This window comes from Streptomyces sp. NPDC020996 (assembly GCF_040641355.1).
Classification (GTDB): Bacteria; Actinomycetota; Actinomycetes; order Streptomycetales; family Streptomycetaceae; genus Streptomyces.
Genome location: NZ_JBFADM010000007.1, coordinates 165,500 through 181,993, shown reverse-complemented (window position 1 = coordinate 181,993; position 16,494 = coordinate 165,500). Strand labels below are relative to the sequence as shown.

The 16,494-nt window shown below is 73.3% G+C and carries 11 protein-coding genes; 7 read left to right on the top strand and 4 right to left on the bottom strand.

Going from position 1 to position 16,494, the window contains the following annotated elements; genetic code table 11:
- The 5 genes from AB0G63_RS08245 to nirD all read left to right on the top strand — a co-directional run.
- On the top strand, positions 1 to 469 hold a 469-nt coding region (locus AB0G63_RS08245), incomplete at its 5' end, for a hypothetical protein (RefSeq protein ID WP_360746158.1).
- 117 nt (positions 470 to 586) lie between these two features.
- Positions 587 to 1,324 carry a class F sortase gene (locus AB0G63_RS08240; protein WP_360746155.1) on the top strand — a complete coding sequence of 246 codons (738 nt, stop codon included), beginning with the start codon at positions 587 to 589 and terminating at the stop codon, positions 1,322 to 1,324.
- A 307-nt stretch (positions 1,325 to 1,631) separates the two neighbouring features.
- Complete coding sequence (locus tag AB0G63_RS08235) at positions 1,632 to 2,879, top strand: FAD-dependent oxidoreductase (protein ID WP_360746152.1); 1,248 nt, start codon at positions 1,632 to 1,634, stop codon at positions 2,877 to 2,879.
- Positions 2,880 to 5,498 (top strand): nitrite reductase large subunit NirB, encoded by a 2,619-nt coding sequence (gene nirB / locus AB0G63_RS08230; RefSeq protein ID WP_360746149.1) that lies wholly within the window; start codon positions 2,880 to 2,882, stop codon positions 5,496 to 5,498.
- On the top strand, positions 5,495 to 5,845 hold the full coding sequence (nirD, locus tag AB0G63_RS08225; RefSeq protein WP_360746146.1) for a nitrite reductase small subunit NirD: 351 nt from the start codon (positions 5,495 to 5,497) through the stop codon (positions 5,843 to 5,845). The genes nirB and nirD overlap by 4 nt, the downstream gene beginning before the upstream one ends.
- A 173-nt stretch (positions 5,846 to 6,018) precedes the next feature.
- Here the strand turns inward: nirD and AB0G63_RS08220 are convergent, their stop codons facing one another.
- The 4 genes from AB0G63_RS08220 to AB0G63_RS08205 form a co-directional block, all read right to left on the bottom strand.
- Positions 6,019 to 6,969: an AEC family transporter gene (locus tag AB0G63_RS08220; RefSeq protein WP_360746143.1), complete on the bottom strand. Its 951-nt coding sequence runs from the start codon at positions 6,967 to 6,969 to the stop codon at positions 6,019 to 6,021.
- Positions 6,970 to 7,031: 62 nt separating this feature from the next.
- Positions 7,032 to 7,946, bottom strand: a complete 915-nt coding sequence (locus tag AB0G63_RS08215) for an oxidoreductase (protein WP_360746140.1) — start codon at positions 7,944 to 7,946, stop codon at positions 7,032 to 7,034.
- 305 nt (positions 7,947 to 8,251) lie between these two features.
- A complete protein-coding gene (gene ppdK / locus AB0G63_RS08210) occupies positions 8,252 to 10,999 on the bottom strand; it encodes a pyruvate, phosphate dikinase (RefSeq protein WP_360746137.1) in 2,748 nt (915 codons plus the stop codon).
- A 448-nt stretch (positions 11,000 to 11,447) separates the two neighbouring features.
- Positions 11,448 to 12,653, bottom strand: a complete 1,206-nt coding sequence (locus AB0G63_RS08205; protein ID WP_360746134.1) for an ROK family protein — start codon at positions 12,651 to 12,653, stop codon at positions 11,448 to 11,450.
- 99 nt (positions 12,654 to 12,752) lie between these two features.
- Between AB0G63_RS08205 and AB0G63_RS08200 the strand changes: the two genes are divergently transcribed.
- Together AB0G63_RS08200 and AB0G63_RS08195 are read left to right on the top strand one after the other, a co-directional pair.
- Entirely contained in the window at positions 12,753 to 14,333 is a 1,581-nt protein-coding gene (locus AB0G63_RS08200) for a trehalase family glycosidase (protein ID WP_360746131.1), read from the top strand.
- On the top strand, positions 14,330 to 16,270 hold the full coding sequence (locus tag AB0G63_RS08195) for a glycogen debranching N-terminal domain-containing protein (RefSeq protein WP_360746129.1): 1,941 nt from the start codon (positions 14,330 to 14,332) through the stop codon (positions 16,268 to 16,270). Before AB0G63_RS08200 ends, AB0G63_RS08195 begins: the two co-directional genes overlap by 4 nt.
- Positions 16,271 to 16,494 lie beyond the last annotated feature (224 nt).

The window sequence follows — 16,494 nt, the reverse complement described above, 5'->3', positions numbered from 1 at the left end:
CGCCGCAGCGCCCGCCGCGCAGGCGGCCGGGGAGGACGACGACGTCGTGGTGTACCCGGCCTCCGTCCTGCCGGGCGGGCAGGTCACCGTGCACGCGGCGGCGTGTGGCGGCCACGGTAAGGCCACGGGTGACGCCGACGCGGTGGGCGGCGGTTCCTTCCCGCTGACGTCCGACGGGTCCGGGGGCGACGCGACCGGCCGGTTCGAGGTGCCGCCGAGCGCGCAGCCGGGGACGTACGAGATCGTCGCGAAGTGCGACGGGGACGGACGGGAGGTCTCCGGCGACCTTGTCGTCTCGATGGACCCGGCCCGTGAGCGGGTGCACCCCAGGGGAAGTGTCAAGACGGGGGTCGGCGGCGCGTTGGGCCCCGATCCCGTGCAGACCGCGGCCGGCGTGACGGCTCTCGCCGTCGCCGCCGCGGGCGGTACCTGGCTCCTGCATCGCCGGGCGAGAGGCGACGGGATCTGACGGGCACCCTCCGCTGCCCGTCGCCGGTACCGCATCTCCCCTCCCCCTCCGAGTCCGACGCCCCTCGCGGCCCGGAGGGGGTACGGGGTCCGTCCCAGCTCACGAGGAGGGTCCGCCATGCGCAGGTTCGGCGCGTCCGGGATCGGCCCACGCAGGTTCGGCGGGTCCCGGTTCGGCGCACCCGCAGCCGACGCGCCGGGGACCGGCACCCCCGCGTTCCGCAGGGGCGGCGGCCGGCGCCGGTTCGGCAACGCCGTCATAGGGGCCGTCACCGCGGCGGCCCTCTGCTCGGGCGCGTGGCTGCTGCGCAACGGCACCGAGGCGCACCAGCCGCCGCAGCCGTCCGCGGCCCAGGCGCACTCGGCTCGGGACGGCGACCGGCCCGGCGTCCCCGCGCTGCCGCCCTCGCCGCCCGAGCGGATCCGCATTCCCGCGATCCGCGTGGACGCCCCCCTCATGGGTCTCGGCCTCACCCCGGCGGGCAGCCTCGACGTGCCGCCCGCCGCGCAGCGCAACCTCGCCGGCTGGTACCGGGCCGGCACCGCGCCGGGCGAGACGGGCACGGCGATCGTCGCCGGCCACGTCGACAACTCCGACGGGCCGGCCGTCTTCTACCGTCTCGGTGCCCTGAAGAAGGGCGCCGCCGTGGAGGTGGAGCGGCGGGACGGCAGCGTCGCCGTCTTCACCGTGGACGCCGTGGAGGTCTACGACGCCGGGCACTTCCCCGACGAGAAGGTGTACGGCGCGGCGAAGCGGCCCGAGCTGCGGGTGATCACCTGCGGCGGGGGCTACTCACGGGCGACCGGCTACCGGGGCAACGTGGTCGTCTTCGCCCACCTGACCGGCAGCCGCTGACCGGGACGGACACCGGCAGACTACGGACGGGAGAGCCGGCCGACAGGCCACGGACGCCTTCGCCGCCCCGGTCGTAGACGATGCCGCCTGCACCGAACCCAGGGTCGGGCCGGCGGCCGGCGCCTCCCGGACGGGCCCGTTCCCCCCTCACACCGCCCGCCGTTCGCCCGCGCCGAACCCTCACAACCCCCCGCCCACCAGCACGCCGAACCCTCACACCCCCCGCCCTCCCGCACTGAGGGCAGCGTTCCGCACGGGAAACAGAGGTGATGTTGCCGGGTAACACCGACCCCGCAGGCTCCTGGACATGACCTCGAATACGCGTGTGGTGGTGATCGGCGCCGGCCTCGCGGGCGTCCGTCTCGCCCGGCGGCTCGGCGAGCTCGGCACGCCGGTCACGCTGATCGGCGAGGAGGAACACCGCCCGTACAACCGGGTGCTGCTCGCCGAGGTGCTCGCCGGCCGCTTCGGACCCGACGTGATCGCGCTGCCGGGGGTCGCGCCCGCGGAGCTGGTCCGCGCCCGGGTCACCGGCATCGACCGGGCCGCGCGGACCGTCAGCTGCGCGGACGGCTCCGTGATCGGGTACGGCACGCTGGTGCTCGCCACCGGATCCAACCCGGTGCTGCCGCCGCTGCGCGGTCTGTTCACCGGCGAGCGGCACGAACTGCCGCAGGGCGTGCACGCGTTCCGCACGATGGACGACTGCCTGGGGCTGTCCAAGGCGGTGCGGCCGGGCGCGCGGGCGGTCGTCATCGGCGGCGGGCTGCTCGGCGTCTCCGCCGCCCGGGCGCTGTCCCGGCGCGGGGCGCAGGTCGTCCTCGCCCAGCAGTCCGAGCGCCTGATGGAGCGTCAGCTCGACCCGAACGCGTCCCGGCTCGTGCGCCGGCACCTCACGGACCTGGGCGTCGAGGTGCACACCGAGTGCCGGGTACGGGACGTGCGCTGCGTCGGCGGCGCGGTCCGCTCGGTCGAACTGCACGACGGCTACGCGCTCGACGCCGACCTGGTGGTGCTGGCCTGCGGGGTGCACCCGCGGGTGGGTCTCGCCCGGACCGCCGGGTTGGAGGTCCGCAAGGGCGTCGTCGTCGACGGTGAACTGCGCACCTCCGAGCCGCACATCCGGGCGATCGGGGACTGCGTGCAGTACGACGGCAGCGTGTACGGGCTGGCCGCGCCGGCGCTCGAACAGGCCGACGTGCTGGCCGAGTCGCTGGCCGGGGACCCGGACGCGCGCTACACCGGCACCCGTTCACTGACCCGGCTCACCCTCGCCGGGCACACCGGCTCCGACCTCGCCGGGCGCACCGACTTCGACCTCGCCGCGTTCGGCGAGACGGAGGCCCGGCCCGGCGACGACGTCGTGCAGCTCGCCGACGCCACCCGCGGCACCTACCGCAAGGTCGTCGTCCGCGACGACCGCCTGGTCGGCGGGGTCCTGGTCGGCGAACTCGGCACCGTCGGCGCGCTCGCCCGCGCCTGGGAGGGAGCGGAGCCGCTGCCCTCCGACGGCGGCCCCCTGCTCCACCTGCTCACCAACGATGGAGGCTCCTGAATGACCGCCACCCCGGGGGCCACCCCCACGATCGTGCTCGTCGGCCACGGCATGGTCGGCCAGCGCTTCCTCGAGGCGCTCGCCGAGCGCGGCCTGACCGCCACGCACCGTGTGGTCGTGCTGTGCGAGGAACCGCGTCCCGCGTACGACCGCGTGCAGCTCACCTCGTACTTCTCGGGCCGTACGCCCGAGGAACTGTCGCTGACGGACATGGAGTTCATCGACTCCCACGGCATCGAGCTGCACATCGGCGACCCGGCGGAGAGCATCGACCGGGAGGCGCGGAAGGTGACCGCCCGCTCCGGTCTCGTCGTCGGCTACGACGTGCTGGTGCTGGCCACCGGCTCCTACCCGTTCGTCCCGCCGGTGCCCGGCAAGGACGCCGAGGGCTGCTTCGTCTACCGCACCATCGAGGACCTGCTCGCCATCGAGGAGTACGCGGGGCGGCGCGCGACCAGTGGCGCGGTGGTCGGCGGCGGTCTGCTCGGCCTGGAGGCCGCGGGCGCGCTGAAGGGGCTCGGACTCGACGCGCACATCGTGGAGTTCGCGCCGCGCCTGATGCCGGTCCAGGTCGACGAGGGCGGCGGCGCGGCGCTGCTGCGCACCATCGAGGAGATGGGGCTGAGCGTCCACACGGGCGTGGGCACGCAGGAGATCCTGACCGACGCCGACGGCGCGGTCACCGGCATGAGGCTGTCGGACGGCTCCGAACTGGCCACCGACATGGTGGTGTTCAGCGCCGGGGTGCGCCCCCGCGACCAGCTGGCCCGCGACTGCGGCCTGACCGTCGGCGAGCGGGGCGGCATCGCGGTCGACGAGCGGTGCCGGACCGTCGCCGACCCGCACGTGTTCGCGATCGGCGAGTGCGCGCTGGCCGTCGACGGCCGGGTGTACGGTCTGGTCGCCCCCGGCTACGAGCAGGCAGAGACGGCCGCCGCGACGATCGCCGAGGACGAGGCCGGGCAGCCGGCGTTCACCGGCGCCGACCTGTCGACCAAGCTGAAGCTGCTCGGCGTGGACGTGGCGTCCTTCGGCGACGCGCACGGCACGGCCGAGGACTGCCTGGACGTCGTCTACTCCGACTCCCGCGCGGGCCTGTACAAGAAGCTGGTCATCGGCCGCGACGGCACGCTGCTCGGCGGCATCCTGGTCGGCGACGCGGAGGCGTACGGCACGCTGCGCGCGCTGACCGGGTCGGTGCCGCCGGTCTCGCCCGAGTCGCTGGTGCTGCCCGCGGGCTCGGGGGGCGGCGACCGGCTCGGCCCGTCCGCCCTGCCGGACGAGGCGATCATCTGCTCGTGCCACAACGTCTCCAAGGGCACGATCCGCGGCGCGGTCACCGAGCACCGGTGCACGACCGTGCCCGAGGTGAAGAAGTGCACCAAGGCCGGTACCGGGTGCGGCAGTTGCGTGAAGGTGCTGGGCCAGTTGGTCACCGCCGAGCTGGAGGCGAGCGGCGTCGAGGTCGACAAGGGCCTGTGCGGCTGCTTCGCGCAGACCCGCGAGGAGCTGTACGAGATCGTCCTCGCCCTGCGCGTCAACACCTTCCAGGACCTCCTCGACCGCTACGGCCGGGACGGCGCCCGGGGCGGCGACGGCTGCGAGGTCTGCAAGCCGGCCGTCGCCTCGATCATCGCCTCCCTCGCCCCCACGATCGGAGCGAGCGGCTACGTCCTGGACGGCGAGCAGGCGGCCCTGCAGGACAGCAACGACCACTTCCTCGCCAACCTCCAGAGGAACGGCTCGTACTCGGTCGTGCCGCGCATCCCCGGCGGTGAGATCACCCCGGAGAAGCTGATCGTGATCGGGGAGATCGCCCGCGACTTCGGCCTCTACACGAAGATCACCGGCGGTCAGCGGATCGACATGTTCGGCGCCCGCGTCGAACAACTGCCACTGATCTGGGCGCGGTTGGTGGACGCCGGCTTCGAGTCGGGCCACGCCTACGGCAAGGCGCTGCGCACCGTGAAGTCGTGCGTGGGCCAGACCTGGTGCCGCTACGGCGTCCAGGACTCGGTCCGCATGGCGATCGACCTGGAGCTGCGCTACCGCGGCCTGCGCTCCCCGCACAAGCTGAAGTCGGCGGTGTCGGGCTGCGCCCGCGAGTGCGCGGAGGCCCAGTCGAAGGACTTCGGCGTCATCGCCACCGCGAGCGGCTGGAACCTGTACGTCGGCGGGAACGGCGGCGCCACCCCGCGCCACGCGGACCTGCTCGCGCAGGACCTGTCCGACGAGGAGCTCATCCGCCTGATCGACCGGTTCCTGATGTTCTACATCCGCACCGCCGACCGCCTGGAGCGCACCTCGGCCTGGCTGGAGCGGATCCCCGGCGGGCTGGACCACGTGCGGGAGGTGGTCGTGGAGGACTCCCTCGGCATCTGCGAGGAACTGGAGTCCCTGATGGCCGCGCACGTCGCGAACTACCGCGACGAGTGGGCGGAGACCATCGGCGACCCCGAGAAGCTCGCCCGGTTCGTGTCCTTCGTCAACGCGCCCGACACCCCCGACCCGGTCGTCGGCTTCGTGCCCGAACGCGACCAGATCAAGCCCGACCTGCCCCTGCTGTCCATCGGCATGCGTCCCACCGAAGACCTCCTGGAAGGAAGCGCCCGGCGATGACCCTGGCACCCGAGACGACCGACCTGAGGATCCAGCTCCAGCTGGAGGAGGGCTGGTTCACGGTCTGCGAGCTCGACCGGCTGCTCCCCGGCCGGGGCGTGGCGGCCCTGCTTCCGGACGGCCGCCAGGTCGCCCTGTTCCGCGACCGCGGCGGCCGGCTGTACGGCATCGACAACCGCGACCCGTTCTGCGGCGCGGCGGTGCTCTCCCGCGGCCTGACCGGCACCCACCGGGGCCGCCCGTTCGTCGCCTCGCCCCTGCTGAAGCAGCGGTTCGACCTGGCGTCGGGGCAGTGCCTGGACGACGAGTCGGTGCGCGTGGCCACCTACGGGGTGCGGGCCGCCTGAGAAGGATCCCCGGCCGATCGTTCGCGGGCAGAGGAAGGAGGCAGGGCAGGGCCACCGGGCCGACTCGGTCGGCAGACCCCGGCGGGCCGGGACGGTGACTGCGGAGGGGCCGGCGCGGAGGGGTTTCCCTGCGCGGCCCCGCCCCAGCGCGGCCGTCGGCGGTGCTGCGCCGTTCAGGCCGTATGCGCCGCCCACCGCGCCCACAGCGGGAGCAACAGCAGCGCGACGACCGAGCTCTTGACGACGAGGGCGGCGGAGATGTCGACCCCGACGTCGTAGCGCTGGGCGAAGATGAACAGGTTCTGCGGCGCGGGCATGGCCGCGATCAGGACGAGGTAGCCGAGCCACTGGCCGCCGACGCCGAAGAGGTCGTGGCACACCAGGTAGGTGATCAGCGGGAACGCGACACACTTGAAGGCGATGATCCACATCTCCTCCGGGGTGGTGCCCCGTACCCTCAGGCCGCTGCCGCCGAGGTGCAGTCCCAGGGCGAACAGCGCCACGGGCGAGGCGCTGTCGCCGACGAACGCGAAGCTGTCGAGCACCGCACCCGGCACGGTCACGGGCATCAGGTTGAGCACGACGCCGGCGTTGCAGGCGACGACGACGGGGGTCGTCAGTGAGGCGGTGACGGCGGATCCGAGCCGTCGTGCGGGTCTGCCGACGCGGTCCGGGCGCCCCAGCTCCATGATCGAGATGACCACGAGGGACAGGACGCAGACCTGGAACAGCAGGACGGGGAAGATCGGTGCCGCGTTCCCGAACAGCATGATGAACACCGGCACGGCGAAGTAGGCCGTGTTCACCTGGACGGCCGCCATGATGCGCAGCGCCACACCGCGGGGATCGCGTACTCCCGTGGCCCCGGCCACCGCCCCGGTGAGGACGGCCGCGACGGCGGCCGCGGCCGCGTAGCCGGTGATGGCCCGCCAGTCGAACAGCGTCCCCAGGTCGCTGCGGTAGATGTTCCCGAACAGGAAACAGGGCACGGCGAAGAGGAAGGCGTAGTCCGCGAAGACCTTCGCACTCTCGGCCGGCACCACCTTCCGCCTCGCGAGGACGACCCCGCAGCCGAAGGCCAGCACCACCGGCGCCAGCTTCTCCAGAGCCTCCACCGCCCCCATGCACGCGCCCCCCGTTCTTCGTCACCGCATGCTCACGTCATCGCCGCGACCGGCGCGCATGGTCACGCGTACGACACCCCGGTCAGCCGCTCGGAGGCGGCCCACAGCCGCTCGCCGATCGCGTCGTCGACGGTCCAGGGCGCCCGCCAGGACGGTGCGGGCGCGCCGCGCCACATCGCGAAGGACGGGCCGGTGAAGGAGTCGGGGCGCACGCCGGGGGCGGTGGCGGCGTACAGGACGGGCAGGGCGCCCGCCTCGGCAGGCTGCGCGAAGAGCCGGTTGCCGAGTGTGACGATCCGCTCGGCCGTCCGTCGTCCCGCCATCCGCGGACCGGCGGCCTGGAGGTTGGTGGCCGCGTATCCGGGGTGGGCGGCGGCCGCCACCACGTCCGCGTCGTGCGCCGCGAACCGGCGCGCGAGTTCGTGCGTGAAGAGCAGGTTGGCGGTCTTGGAGCGGGCGTAGGCGAGCCAGCGGTGGTAGCGGCGCTCGCTGTTGAGGTCGCGGATGTCGATGTTGGCGAGCGCGTGCATCAGGCTGGAGACGGTCACCACGCGGGCGCCGGGGGTGGCGAGCAGGACGGGCGCGAGCAGTCCGGTGAGCGCGAAGTGTCCCAGGTGGTTGACGCCGAACTGGGTCTCGAACCCGTCGGCGGTCGTCCCGTACGGCAGCGCCATCACCCCGGCGTTGTTGACCAGCAGGTCGAGCCGCTCGTGGCGGAAGCCGTCCGCGAACTCCCGGACCGAGCGCAGGTCGGCCAGGTCCAGCCGGGCGCACTCGACCGCCGCGCCCGGCACCTCGCCGGCGATCCGGCCGGCCGCCTCGGCACCGCGTGCCTCGCTGCGGCAGGCCAGCACCACGCGGGCGCCCCGGCGCGCCAGCTCCCGGGCGGTGACGTAGCCGAGCCCGCTGTTGGCGCCGGTGACGACGGCGGTCCGGCCGCTCTGGTCGGGGACGGCGCTCGCGTTCCAGTCGGCCATCGACAGTCTCCCTAGGACGGACTCGGGACGGACTCGGGTGCGGGCCTTTGGCGTACGGGCCCGGTGTCTCCAAGGTACGGAAAGGGGCGGCACCCCCGCACAAGGGTGCCGCCCCTTCTGATGCGCACCGGAGCCGTCCCCGATCGGTCTGGTCGGGGACCGGAGACGGCTCCGGAGCGGGTGGAGGGCCGGTGAGGGAGGCCGGCCCTTCCGGTGGGACCCGGAGCCGCCCCCGATCGGTCTGGTCGGGGACCGGAGACGGCTCCGGAGCCGTTGGGGGGCCGGTGAGGGGGCCGGCCCCCGGGTCAGCGGTGGTCGCTGCCCTCCGACTGGGTGGCCGCGCGACCGGCCTCCAGTCGGGCCACGGGGATGCGGAACGGCGAGCAGGAGACGTAGTCCAGACCCACCTCGTGGAAGAAGTGGACCGACTCCGGGTCACCGCCGTGCTCGCCGCACACGCCGAGCTTCAGGTCCGGGCGGGTCTCCCGGCCGGCCTTCGCGGCGGCCCGCACCAGGGAGCCGACGCCGTCCTTGTCGATCGTCTCGAACGGCGACACCCCGAAGATGCCCTTCTCCAGGTAGGCCGTGAAGAACGAGGCCTCCACGTCGTCCCGGGAGAAGCCCCACACCGTCTGGGTGAGGTCGTTGGTGCCGAAGGAGAAGAACTCCGCGGCCTCGGCGATCTGGCCGGCGGTCAGCGCGGCGCGCGGCAGCTCGATCATCGTGCCGATCGCCAGCTTCAGCTCGGTGCCGGTGGCCTCCTGGACCTCGGCGATGACCTGGTCGGCCTCCTCGCGGACGATCTCCAGCTCCTGGACCGTGCCGACGAGCGGGATCATGATCTCCGCGCGCGGGTCGCCCTTGGCGTTCTTGCGCTCGGCCGCGGCCTCGGCGATGGCGCGGACCTGCATCGTGAACAGGCCCGGGATGACCAGGCCGAGGCGCACGCCGCGCAGGCCCAGCATCGGGTTCTGCTCGTGCAGCCGGTGCACCGCCTGGAGCAGGCGCAGGTCGTTCTCGTGCGGGTCCTTGCGGGCCTCGGCGAGGGCGACGCGCACCGACAGCTCGGTGATGTCGGGCAGGAACTCGTGCAGCGGCGGGTCGAGCAGGCGGATGGTGACGGGCAGGCCGTCCATCGCCTCGAACAGCTCGACGAAGTCCTGCTTCTGCAGCGGCAGCAGCTGCTTCAGCGACTCCTCGCGCTCGGCGTCCGTGTCGGCCAGGATCAGCCGCTCCACCAGCTCGCGCCGGTCGCCGAGGAACATGTGCTCGGTGCGGCACAGGCCGATGCCCTGGGCGCCGAACCGCCGCGCGCGCAGCGCGTCCTCGGCGTTGTCGGCGTTGGCGCGCACCCGCAGGCGGCGCTTGCGGTCGGCGAACGCCATGATCCGGTGCACGGCCTCGACCAGTTCGTCGGCGTCGTCGGCGCCGGCGTGCATGCGACCCTCGAAGTACTCCACGACCGGCGACGGCACGACCGGGACCTCGCCGAGGTAGACCTTGCCGGTGGAGCCGTCGATGGAGATGAGGTCGCCCTCCTCCACCACGTGCCCGCCGGGCACGGTCATCCGGCGCCGCTTGGTGTCGACCTCGAGCTCCTCGGCGCCGCACACGCAGGTCTTGCCCATGCCGCGCGCGACCACGGCCGCGTGCGAGGTCTTGCCGCCGCGGGAGGTGAGGATGCCCTCGGCCGCGATCATGCCGTCGAGGTCGTCGGGGTTGGTCTCGCGGCGGACCAGGATGACCTTCTCGCCCGAGCGCGACCACTTCACGGCGGTGTACGAGTCGAAGACCGCCTTGCCGACCGCGGCGCCCGGCGAGGCCGCGATGCCCCGGCCGACCTGCTCGGTCTTGGCGTGCTCGTCGAAGCGCGGGAACATCAGCTGCGCGAGCTGGGCGCCGTTGACGCGCTGCAGCGCCTCGGTCTCGTCGATCAGGCCCTGGTCGACCAGCTGGGTGGCGATGCGGAAGGCGGCGCCGGCGGTGCGCTTGCCGACGCGGGTCTGCAGCATCCACAGCTGGCCGCGCTCGATGGTGAACTCGATGTCGCAGAGATCCTTGTAGTGGTTCTCCAGGGTCTCCATGATCTGCATGAGCTGGTCGTACGACTTCTTGTCGATCCGCTCCAGCTCCGCGAGCGGGACGGTGTTGCGGATGCCCGCGACCACGTCCTCGCCCTGCGCGTTCTGCAGGTAGTCGCCGTAGACGCCCTGGTGGCCGGAGGCGGGGTCGCGGGTGAAGGCGACGCCGGTGCCGGAGTCGGGGCCGAGGTTGCCGAAGACCATCGAGCAGACGTTGACCGCGGTGCCCAGGTCGTGCGGGATGCGCTCCTGACGGCGGTAGAGCTTGGCACGGTCGCCGTTCCAGGAGTCGAAGACCGCCTTGATGGCGAGGTCCATCTGCTCGCGCGGGTCCTGCGGGAAGTCCCGGCCGGCCTCCTTCTTGACGATCTTCTTGAAGGTGGTGACCAGCTTCTTGAGGTCGGCGGACTCCAGCTCGGTGTCGACCGTGACCTGCTTGGCCGCCTTGGCCTTGTCGAGCGCGTCCTCGAAGAGGTCGCCGTCGACGCCGAGGACGGTCTTGCCGAACATCTGGATCAGTCGCCGGTAGGAGTCCCAGGCGAACCGCTCGTCACCGGCCTGCTTGGCCAGGCCCTGGACCGACTTGTCGGACAGGCCGATGTTCAGGACGGTGTCCATCATGCCCGGCATGGAGAACTTCGCCCCGGAGCGGACCGACACGAGGAGGGGGTTGTCGGCCTGCCCCAGCTTCTTGCCCATCTTCTGCTCGAGGGCGGAGAGGTGCGCACTCACCTCGTCACGCAGTGCCGCCGGTTCCTCGCCGCTGTCGAGGTAGACCTTGCAGGCCTCGGTGGTGATGGTGAAGCCGGGCGGGACCGGGAGGCCGAGGTTGGTCATCTCGGCGAGGTTGGCGCCCTTGCCGCCGAGGAGGTCCTTGAGGTCCTTGTTGCCCTCGGTGAAGTCGTAAACGAACTTCACGCCCTCAACGCTGTTGGCCTGCGCGGCTACGTGGGGTTCTTTGTTTTCCGACACGGGTCTCGACTCCTCGAGGACGCGGTGGCTGCCCTGACGGCGAGGAACATACCCAGATCGAAGGCCCATGGGTACGTCCACTTGCGCGTCATGCGCCCGTAACCAGTCGGCTGCCAGCGGATCGAAAGTCAAAGCTTGGCAAGCGACAACGGGCGAGTGTTTTCACTTCTTGAACACATCAACCCCCATAGAGGCTCCCAGAGCGCTCATCTGAGCAGCTTTGAGCACGCCTGATTTCGATCGATGAACGATCAAGTGATGGCACTGAGTGCCACCCCTTGGAAAAGTGCAGTCGTGCAAGATCCGCTCATCTGAGCGCAACCCTTATCAAGGGTGGCGAGAATCACGCTCCCGCGGAGGGTCCGGTTTCACCATGCGGACGCGTCCTGGAACGGAAACACGCGCGTCACGCGCCCGTACGTCACACCGTCACACATCTCGCGGAAGATCACACCCCGAGCGCCCGCAGCCGCTCCTCCGCCGCCTCCGGCGCGTACAGGTGCTCCACGACCAGCGCACCGGCCCCCACCAGCGCCGCCCGCTCGCCCAGCCGCGAGGTGACGACGTCCAGATGAGCGGTGGAGCGCGGCAGCGCCCGCTGGTAGAGCAGTTCGCGCACGCCGGTGAGGAAGGGGGTTCCGGCCAGATCGCCGGCGATCATCAGCACCCCGGGGTTGAGCAGTGTCACCACGGTCGCCAGCACGTCCCCGACCCGCCGTCCGGCCTCCCGCGCGAAGCCGACCGCGTCCGGGTGCCCGGCCGCCAGCAGGTCGCGCACGTCCGAGCCGGACTCGGCCGGCACACCGGCCTCCGCCAGCCGCCGCGCCACCGCCCAGCCGCTGGCGACGGCGGCGAGACAGCCGTAGGAACCGCAGCGGCAGAGTGCCTCCGCGCCCACCCGGATGTGCCCGATGTCGCCGGCGCCCCCGTCGACGCCGCGGTAGACGGAGCCGCCGACGACGACCCCGGCGCCGATCCCGGTGGACACCTTGACCAGCACGAACGCCGAGCAGTCGGGGTATCCGGCGCGCTGTTCGCCGTACGCCATGAGGTTGGCGTCGTTGTCGACCAGGACGGGGACCGCCGGGGCGCCGGTGCGTTCGGTGAACGCCCTGGCCAGGCGGCCGGTTATGTCGTAGCCGTCCCAGCCCGGCATCATCGGCGGCTGCACCACCCGGCCGGTCTCGCTGTCGACGGGCCCGGGCACCGCGAGCCCGATGCCGCAGACGTCCCCGGCGCGCCGTCCGGCCTTCTCCAGCAACCCGGCGAACCAGCCGCCGAGTTCGCCCAGCACGGCGTCCGGGCCGTCCTCGACGGACTGCGCGCCCGCCTGCTCGGCGAGGATCTCGCCGTTCAGCGACAGGACGGCGGCGCGGGCGTGGCGGGTGTCGAGGTCGGCGGCGAGGACGACGGCGTGCTCGTCGTCGAACTCCAGGGTGATGGAGGGGCGGCCGCCCAGCGGCGAGTCGACCGGGCCGCCGGCGCCCTCGCGCAGCCAGCCCGCGCGGAAGAGGCGGTCCAGGCGCTGGCCGACGGTGGCCCGGGACAGTCCGGTGGCCTGCTGGAGCGCGCCGCGCGTGGTGGCCCGCCCGCTGCGCACCAGTTCGAGCAGATCACCGGCGCGAGCCTGTCCTCCCTGTCCTCGTCTCGTCATGCGCACCCCCTTGTGTTTCTCAAGCCTGCATTACATATTGAGTTTTGCGTGTTAAATAGACGTAACCCTACGGTACTCACGACCGAACCGGCCGGCCGTATGTCTTTCGGGGAGCCCCGAGTGGATCGCACCGCCCAACTCACCGCCCGCGTCACCGAGCGAGCCTTCGCATACGATCCGCCCCCGACGGCTTCCCCGACGGCACCCCCGGCGGCCTCTCCGACGACCTCTCCGACGACCTCTCCGGCGGCTTCTCCGGCGGCCTCTCCGGCCGCGGACGCGCTGCACCGCAGGGCGGCGCGCGTGCTGGAGGACAACTGGAGGGGCAGCTCGACGGTGCCCTCCCACAGCCTGTACCCGCACCAGTGGTCGTGGGACTCGGCGTTCATCGCCATCGGCCTCCGGCACCTGTCGCCGTTACGGGCCCAGACGGAGCTGGAGACGCTGCTGGACGCCCAGTGGGGCGACGGACGCATCCCGCACATCGTCTTCAATCCCTCCGTCCCGCTCGACGCGTACTTCCCGAGCCCCGACTTCTGGCGCTCCTCGACCGCGGGGCGCGCTGCGGGCGCCCCGCGCACCGTACAGACCTCCGGCATCGTGCAGCCACCGGTGCACGCGCTGGCGGCCTGGCTGGTGCACCGCGCCGATCCGGGCCTGTCCCGGGCCCGCTCCTTCCTGGCCCGGGTGTACCCGCGGCTGGCCGCCTGGCACCGCTACCTGATGCACCGGCGGGACCTGGGCGGGGGCGGGCTGGCGTCCGTCGTGCACCCCTGGGAACAGGGGATGGACAACAGCCCCTGCTGGGACGCGCCGCTGAGCCGGGTCACGCCCGCCCCGGCCCGCTCCTTCCGCCGCGCCGACCTCGCCCACGGCTCGCCCGAGGACCGGCCGACGGACCTGGACTACGGGCGCTACGTGCGGCTGGCGGCCGACTACCGGGACCGGGGGTACGCCGACCGGCCGGTCACGGAAGCCGTACGCCCGGGCGGCGGGGCGGGGGTGGGCTTCGCCGTCGAGGACCCGTGCTTCAACGCCCTGCTCATCGCCTCCGAGCACGCGCTGGCCCGGATCGCGCGGGAGCTGGGGGCCACCGGCACGGCCCGGCACGCGCGCGCACAGCGGCTGACGTCGGTCCTCGTGGACCGGCTGTGGGACCCGGCGGAGGGCATGTTCTTCTGCCGGGACGTGGTGAGCGGCGAGCGGATCCCCGAGCGGAGCGTGTCCGGCCTGGTCCCGCTGCTGCTGCCCACCCTGCCCCGCGAGGTCGCCGCCGCCCTGGTGCGCACGGCCGACGGCGAGCACTTCGGGCTCGGCACCGCCACCCGCCTGGTCCCCAGCTACGACCTGCTCGGCGAGGCGTTCGACCCGCACCGCTACTGGCGGGGGCCGGCCTGGTTCAACACCGGCTGGCTGCTGGAGCGCGGGCTGCGCACGCACGGCGAGCGGGAGCGGGCCGACGCGCTGCGTACGGCGGTGCTCGACCTGGCCGGCGCCACCGGCTTCGCGGAGTACGTCGACCCGTACACCGGCGAGGCGTGCGGGGCGAGCGGCTTCAGCTGGACCGCCGCCCTCACGCTGGATCTGCTCCACTCGCGCCCCGGACACGCCGTGTCCGCCACGGGCGCGCGCACGTTCGAGACGAGTGATCAGGGAGTAAGGGGAGGCGACCGGGGATGACGGACCGGCACCATCTGCTCGTGCACGGCGGGACCTTCGCGGCCGTGGGCGACGGCGGGGACATCAGCGGTGTCGTCCGGGGAGCCGGCTCCCCGGACGGGTTGTTCGTGCGCGACGCCCGGCACCTCAGCCGTTGGCAGCTGACGGTCGACGGCGCGGTGCCGGAGGCGCTCACGCCGGTCGCGGACGGGGACACGGCGCGCTGTGTCCTCGTCCCGCGCGGCGGGCGCCAGGAGCCGCCCGCGTACACGGTCTTCCGGGAGCAGGCCGTCGGCGACGGCGCGTTCGTCGAGTCGGTGCGGGTGACCAGCAACCGCCCGGTGGCGACGACCGTCCGCCTCGCGGTCACCGCGGACGCCGATTTCACCGACCAGTTCGAGCTGCGCTCGGACCACCGCACCTACGCCAAGACCGGTGCGGTGCGCCACCGCCGGGTCCTCGACGACGGGGTGGAGTTCGGCTACCGGCGCGGCGAGTGGCAGTCGTGTACGACCGTGACGGCCGAGCCCGCCCCGGACGGCGTGGAGGAGACGGGCACGGGCGCCCGCCGCCTGGTGTGGACGCTGGAGCTGCCGCCGCACGGCACGGTGGAGCTGGCGCTGCGGGTGGCGGCGCGCCCGCACGGGGCGACGAGCGAGCCGTGGGTGCCCGCCTCCCCCGCCGCGGCCACCGAGCGGCTGCTGGAGCTGGAGGGCGAGTTCGTGGAGGGCGTCGCCTTCCCGACCGGCTGGCCCGAGCTGGCCGCGGCCTGCGCGCGGGGCCTGGCCGACCTCGCCTCACTGCAGGTCCCGGCGACCGGACCGGACGGCGAGGAACTGCGCGTCCCGGCGGCCGGCGCCCCCTGGTTCCTGACCCTGCTGGGCCGGGACGCCCTGCTCACCTCCCTCTTCGCGCTGCCGTACCGCCCGCAGCTGGCCGCCGCCACCCTGCCCGCCCTCGCCGCCACCCAGGCGAGGGAGACCGGCGCGGTCTCGGTGGCCCAGCCCGGCAAGATCGTGCACGAGGTGCGCCACGGCGAGCTGGCGCACTTCGGGCAGGTGCCCTACGGGCGGTACTACGGCTCCGTGGACGCGACGCCGCTGTTCCTGGTGCTGCTGGGCGCGTACGTCGAGCAGACCGGCGACACGGCCCTGGCCCGCCGGCTGGAGCCGCACGCCCGCGCGGCGGTGGGCTGGATGCTCGACCACGGCGGGCTCACCTCACGCGGCTACCTGGTCTACCGCGCCGACCGGGGCGGCCTCGCCAACCAGAACTGGAAGGACTCCCCCGGCGCCATCTGCTCGGCCGACGGCACCCGCGCCACCGGCCCGGTGACGGCGGCGGGGGCCCAGGGGTACGCCTACGACGCGCTGCGCCGCACCGCGCAGGTGGCGCGGACAGTGTGGGACGACGAGGTGTACGCGGCGCTGCTGGAGCAGGCGGCGGCCGATCTGCGCGACCGATTCCAGCGGGACTTCTGGATGCGGGAGCACTCCTTCCCCGCCCTGGCCCTGGACGGGGAGGGCCGCCAGGTGGACGCGCTGGCCTCGGACGCCGGGCATCTGCTGTGGTCGGGCCTGCTGGACAAGGAGTACGGCGAGCAGGTGGGCCGGCGGCTGCTGGAGCCGGACTTCTTCTCCGGCTGGGGGGTGCGCACGCTGGCGGCCGGGCAGCCGGCGTACCACCCGCTGTCGTACCACCGGGGTTCGGTGTGGCCGCACGACAACGCGCTGCTCACGCTGGGGCTGGCCCGCTACGGCCTGCACGACGAGGCCCGCACGGTGGCGCACGCCATGGTGGACGCGGCGACGGCGACCGGACACCGGCTGCCGGAGGTGCTCGCCGGATACGGACGGGACACCCACGCGGAGCCGGTGCCCTACCCGCACGCGTGCGTACGCGAGTCCCGGTCGGCGGCGGCACCACTCGCCCTCCTGACAGCGGTCGGCGGCGCGTAGGCGCTCCGCGCGGGTGGGCGGCGACGACAGGCACCGCCCGGCCAGAGGTGCTCCCCGGGTACGGGCGCCACCCCCACACGGGGCCGGTGCCCCACCCACCCGCACGCCCGCGTGCACGGGCCCCGCTCGACGGCGCACAGACGCCCCGCACGGGGCGCGCGCCGAGCCGGCACCGGCCGCCCGACGTACTCGCCGGGTACTGGCACCGCACCCACCGGGACCCA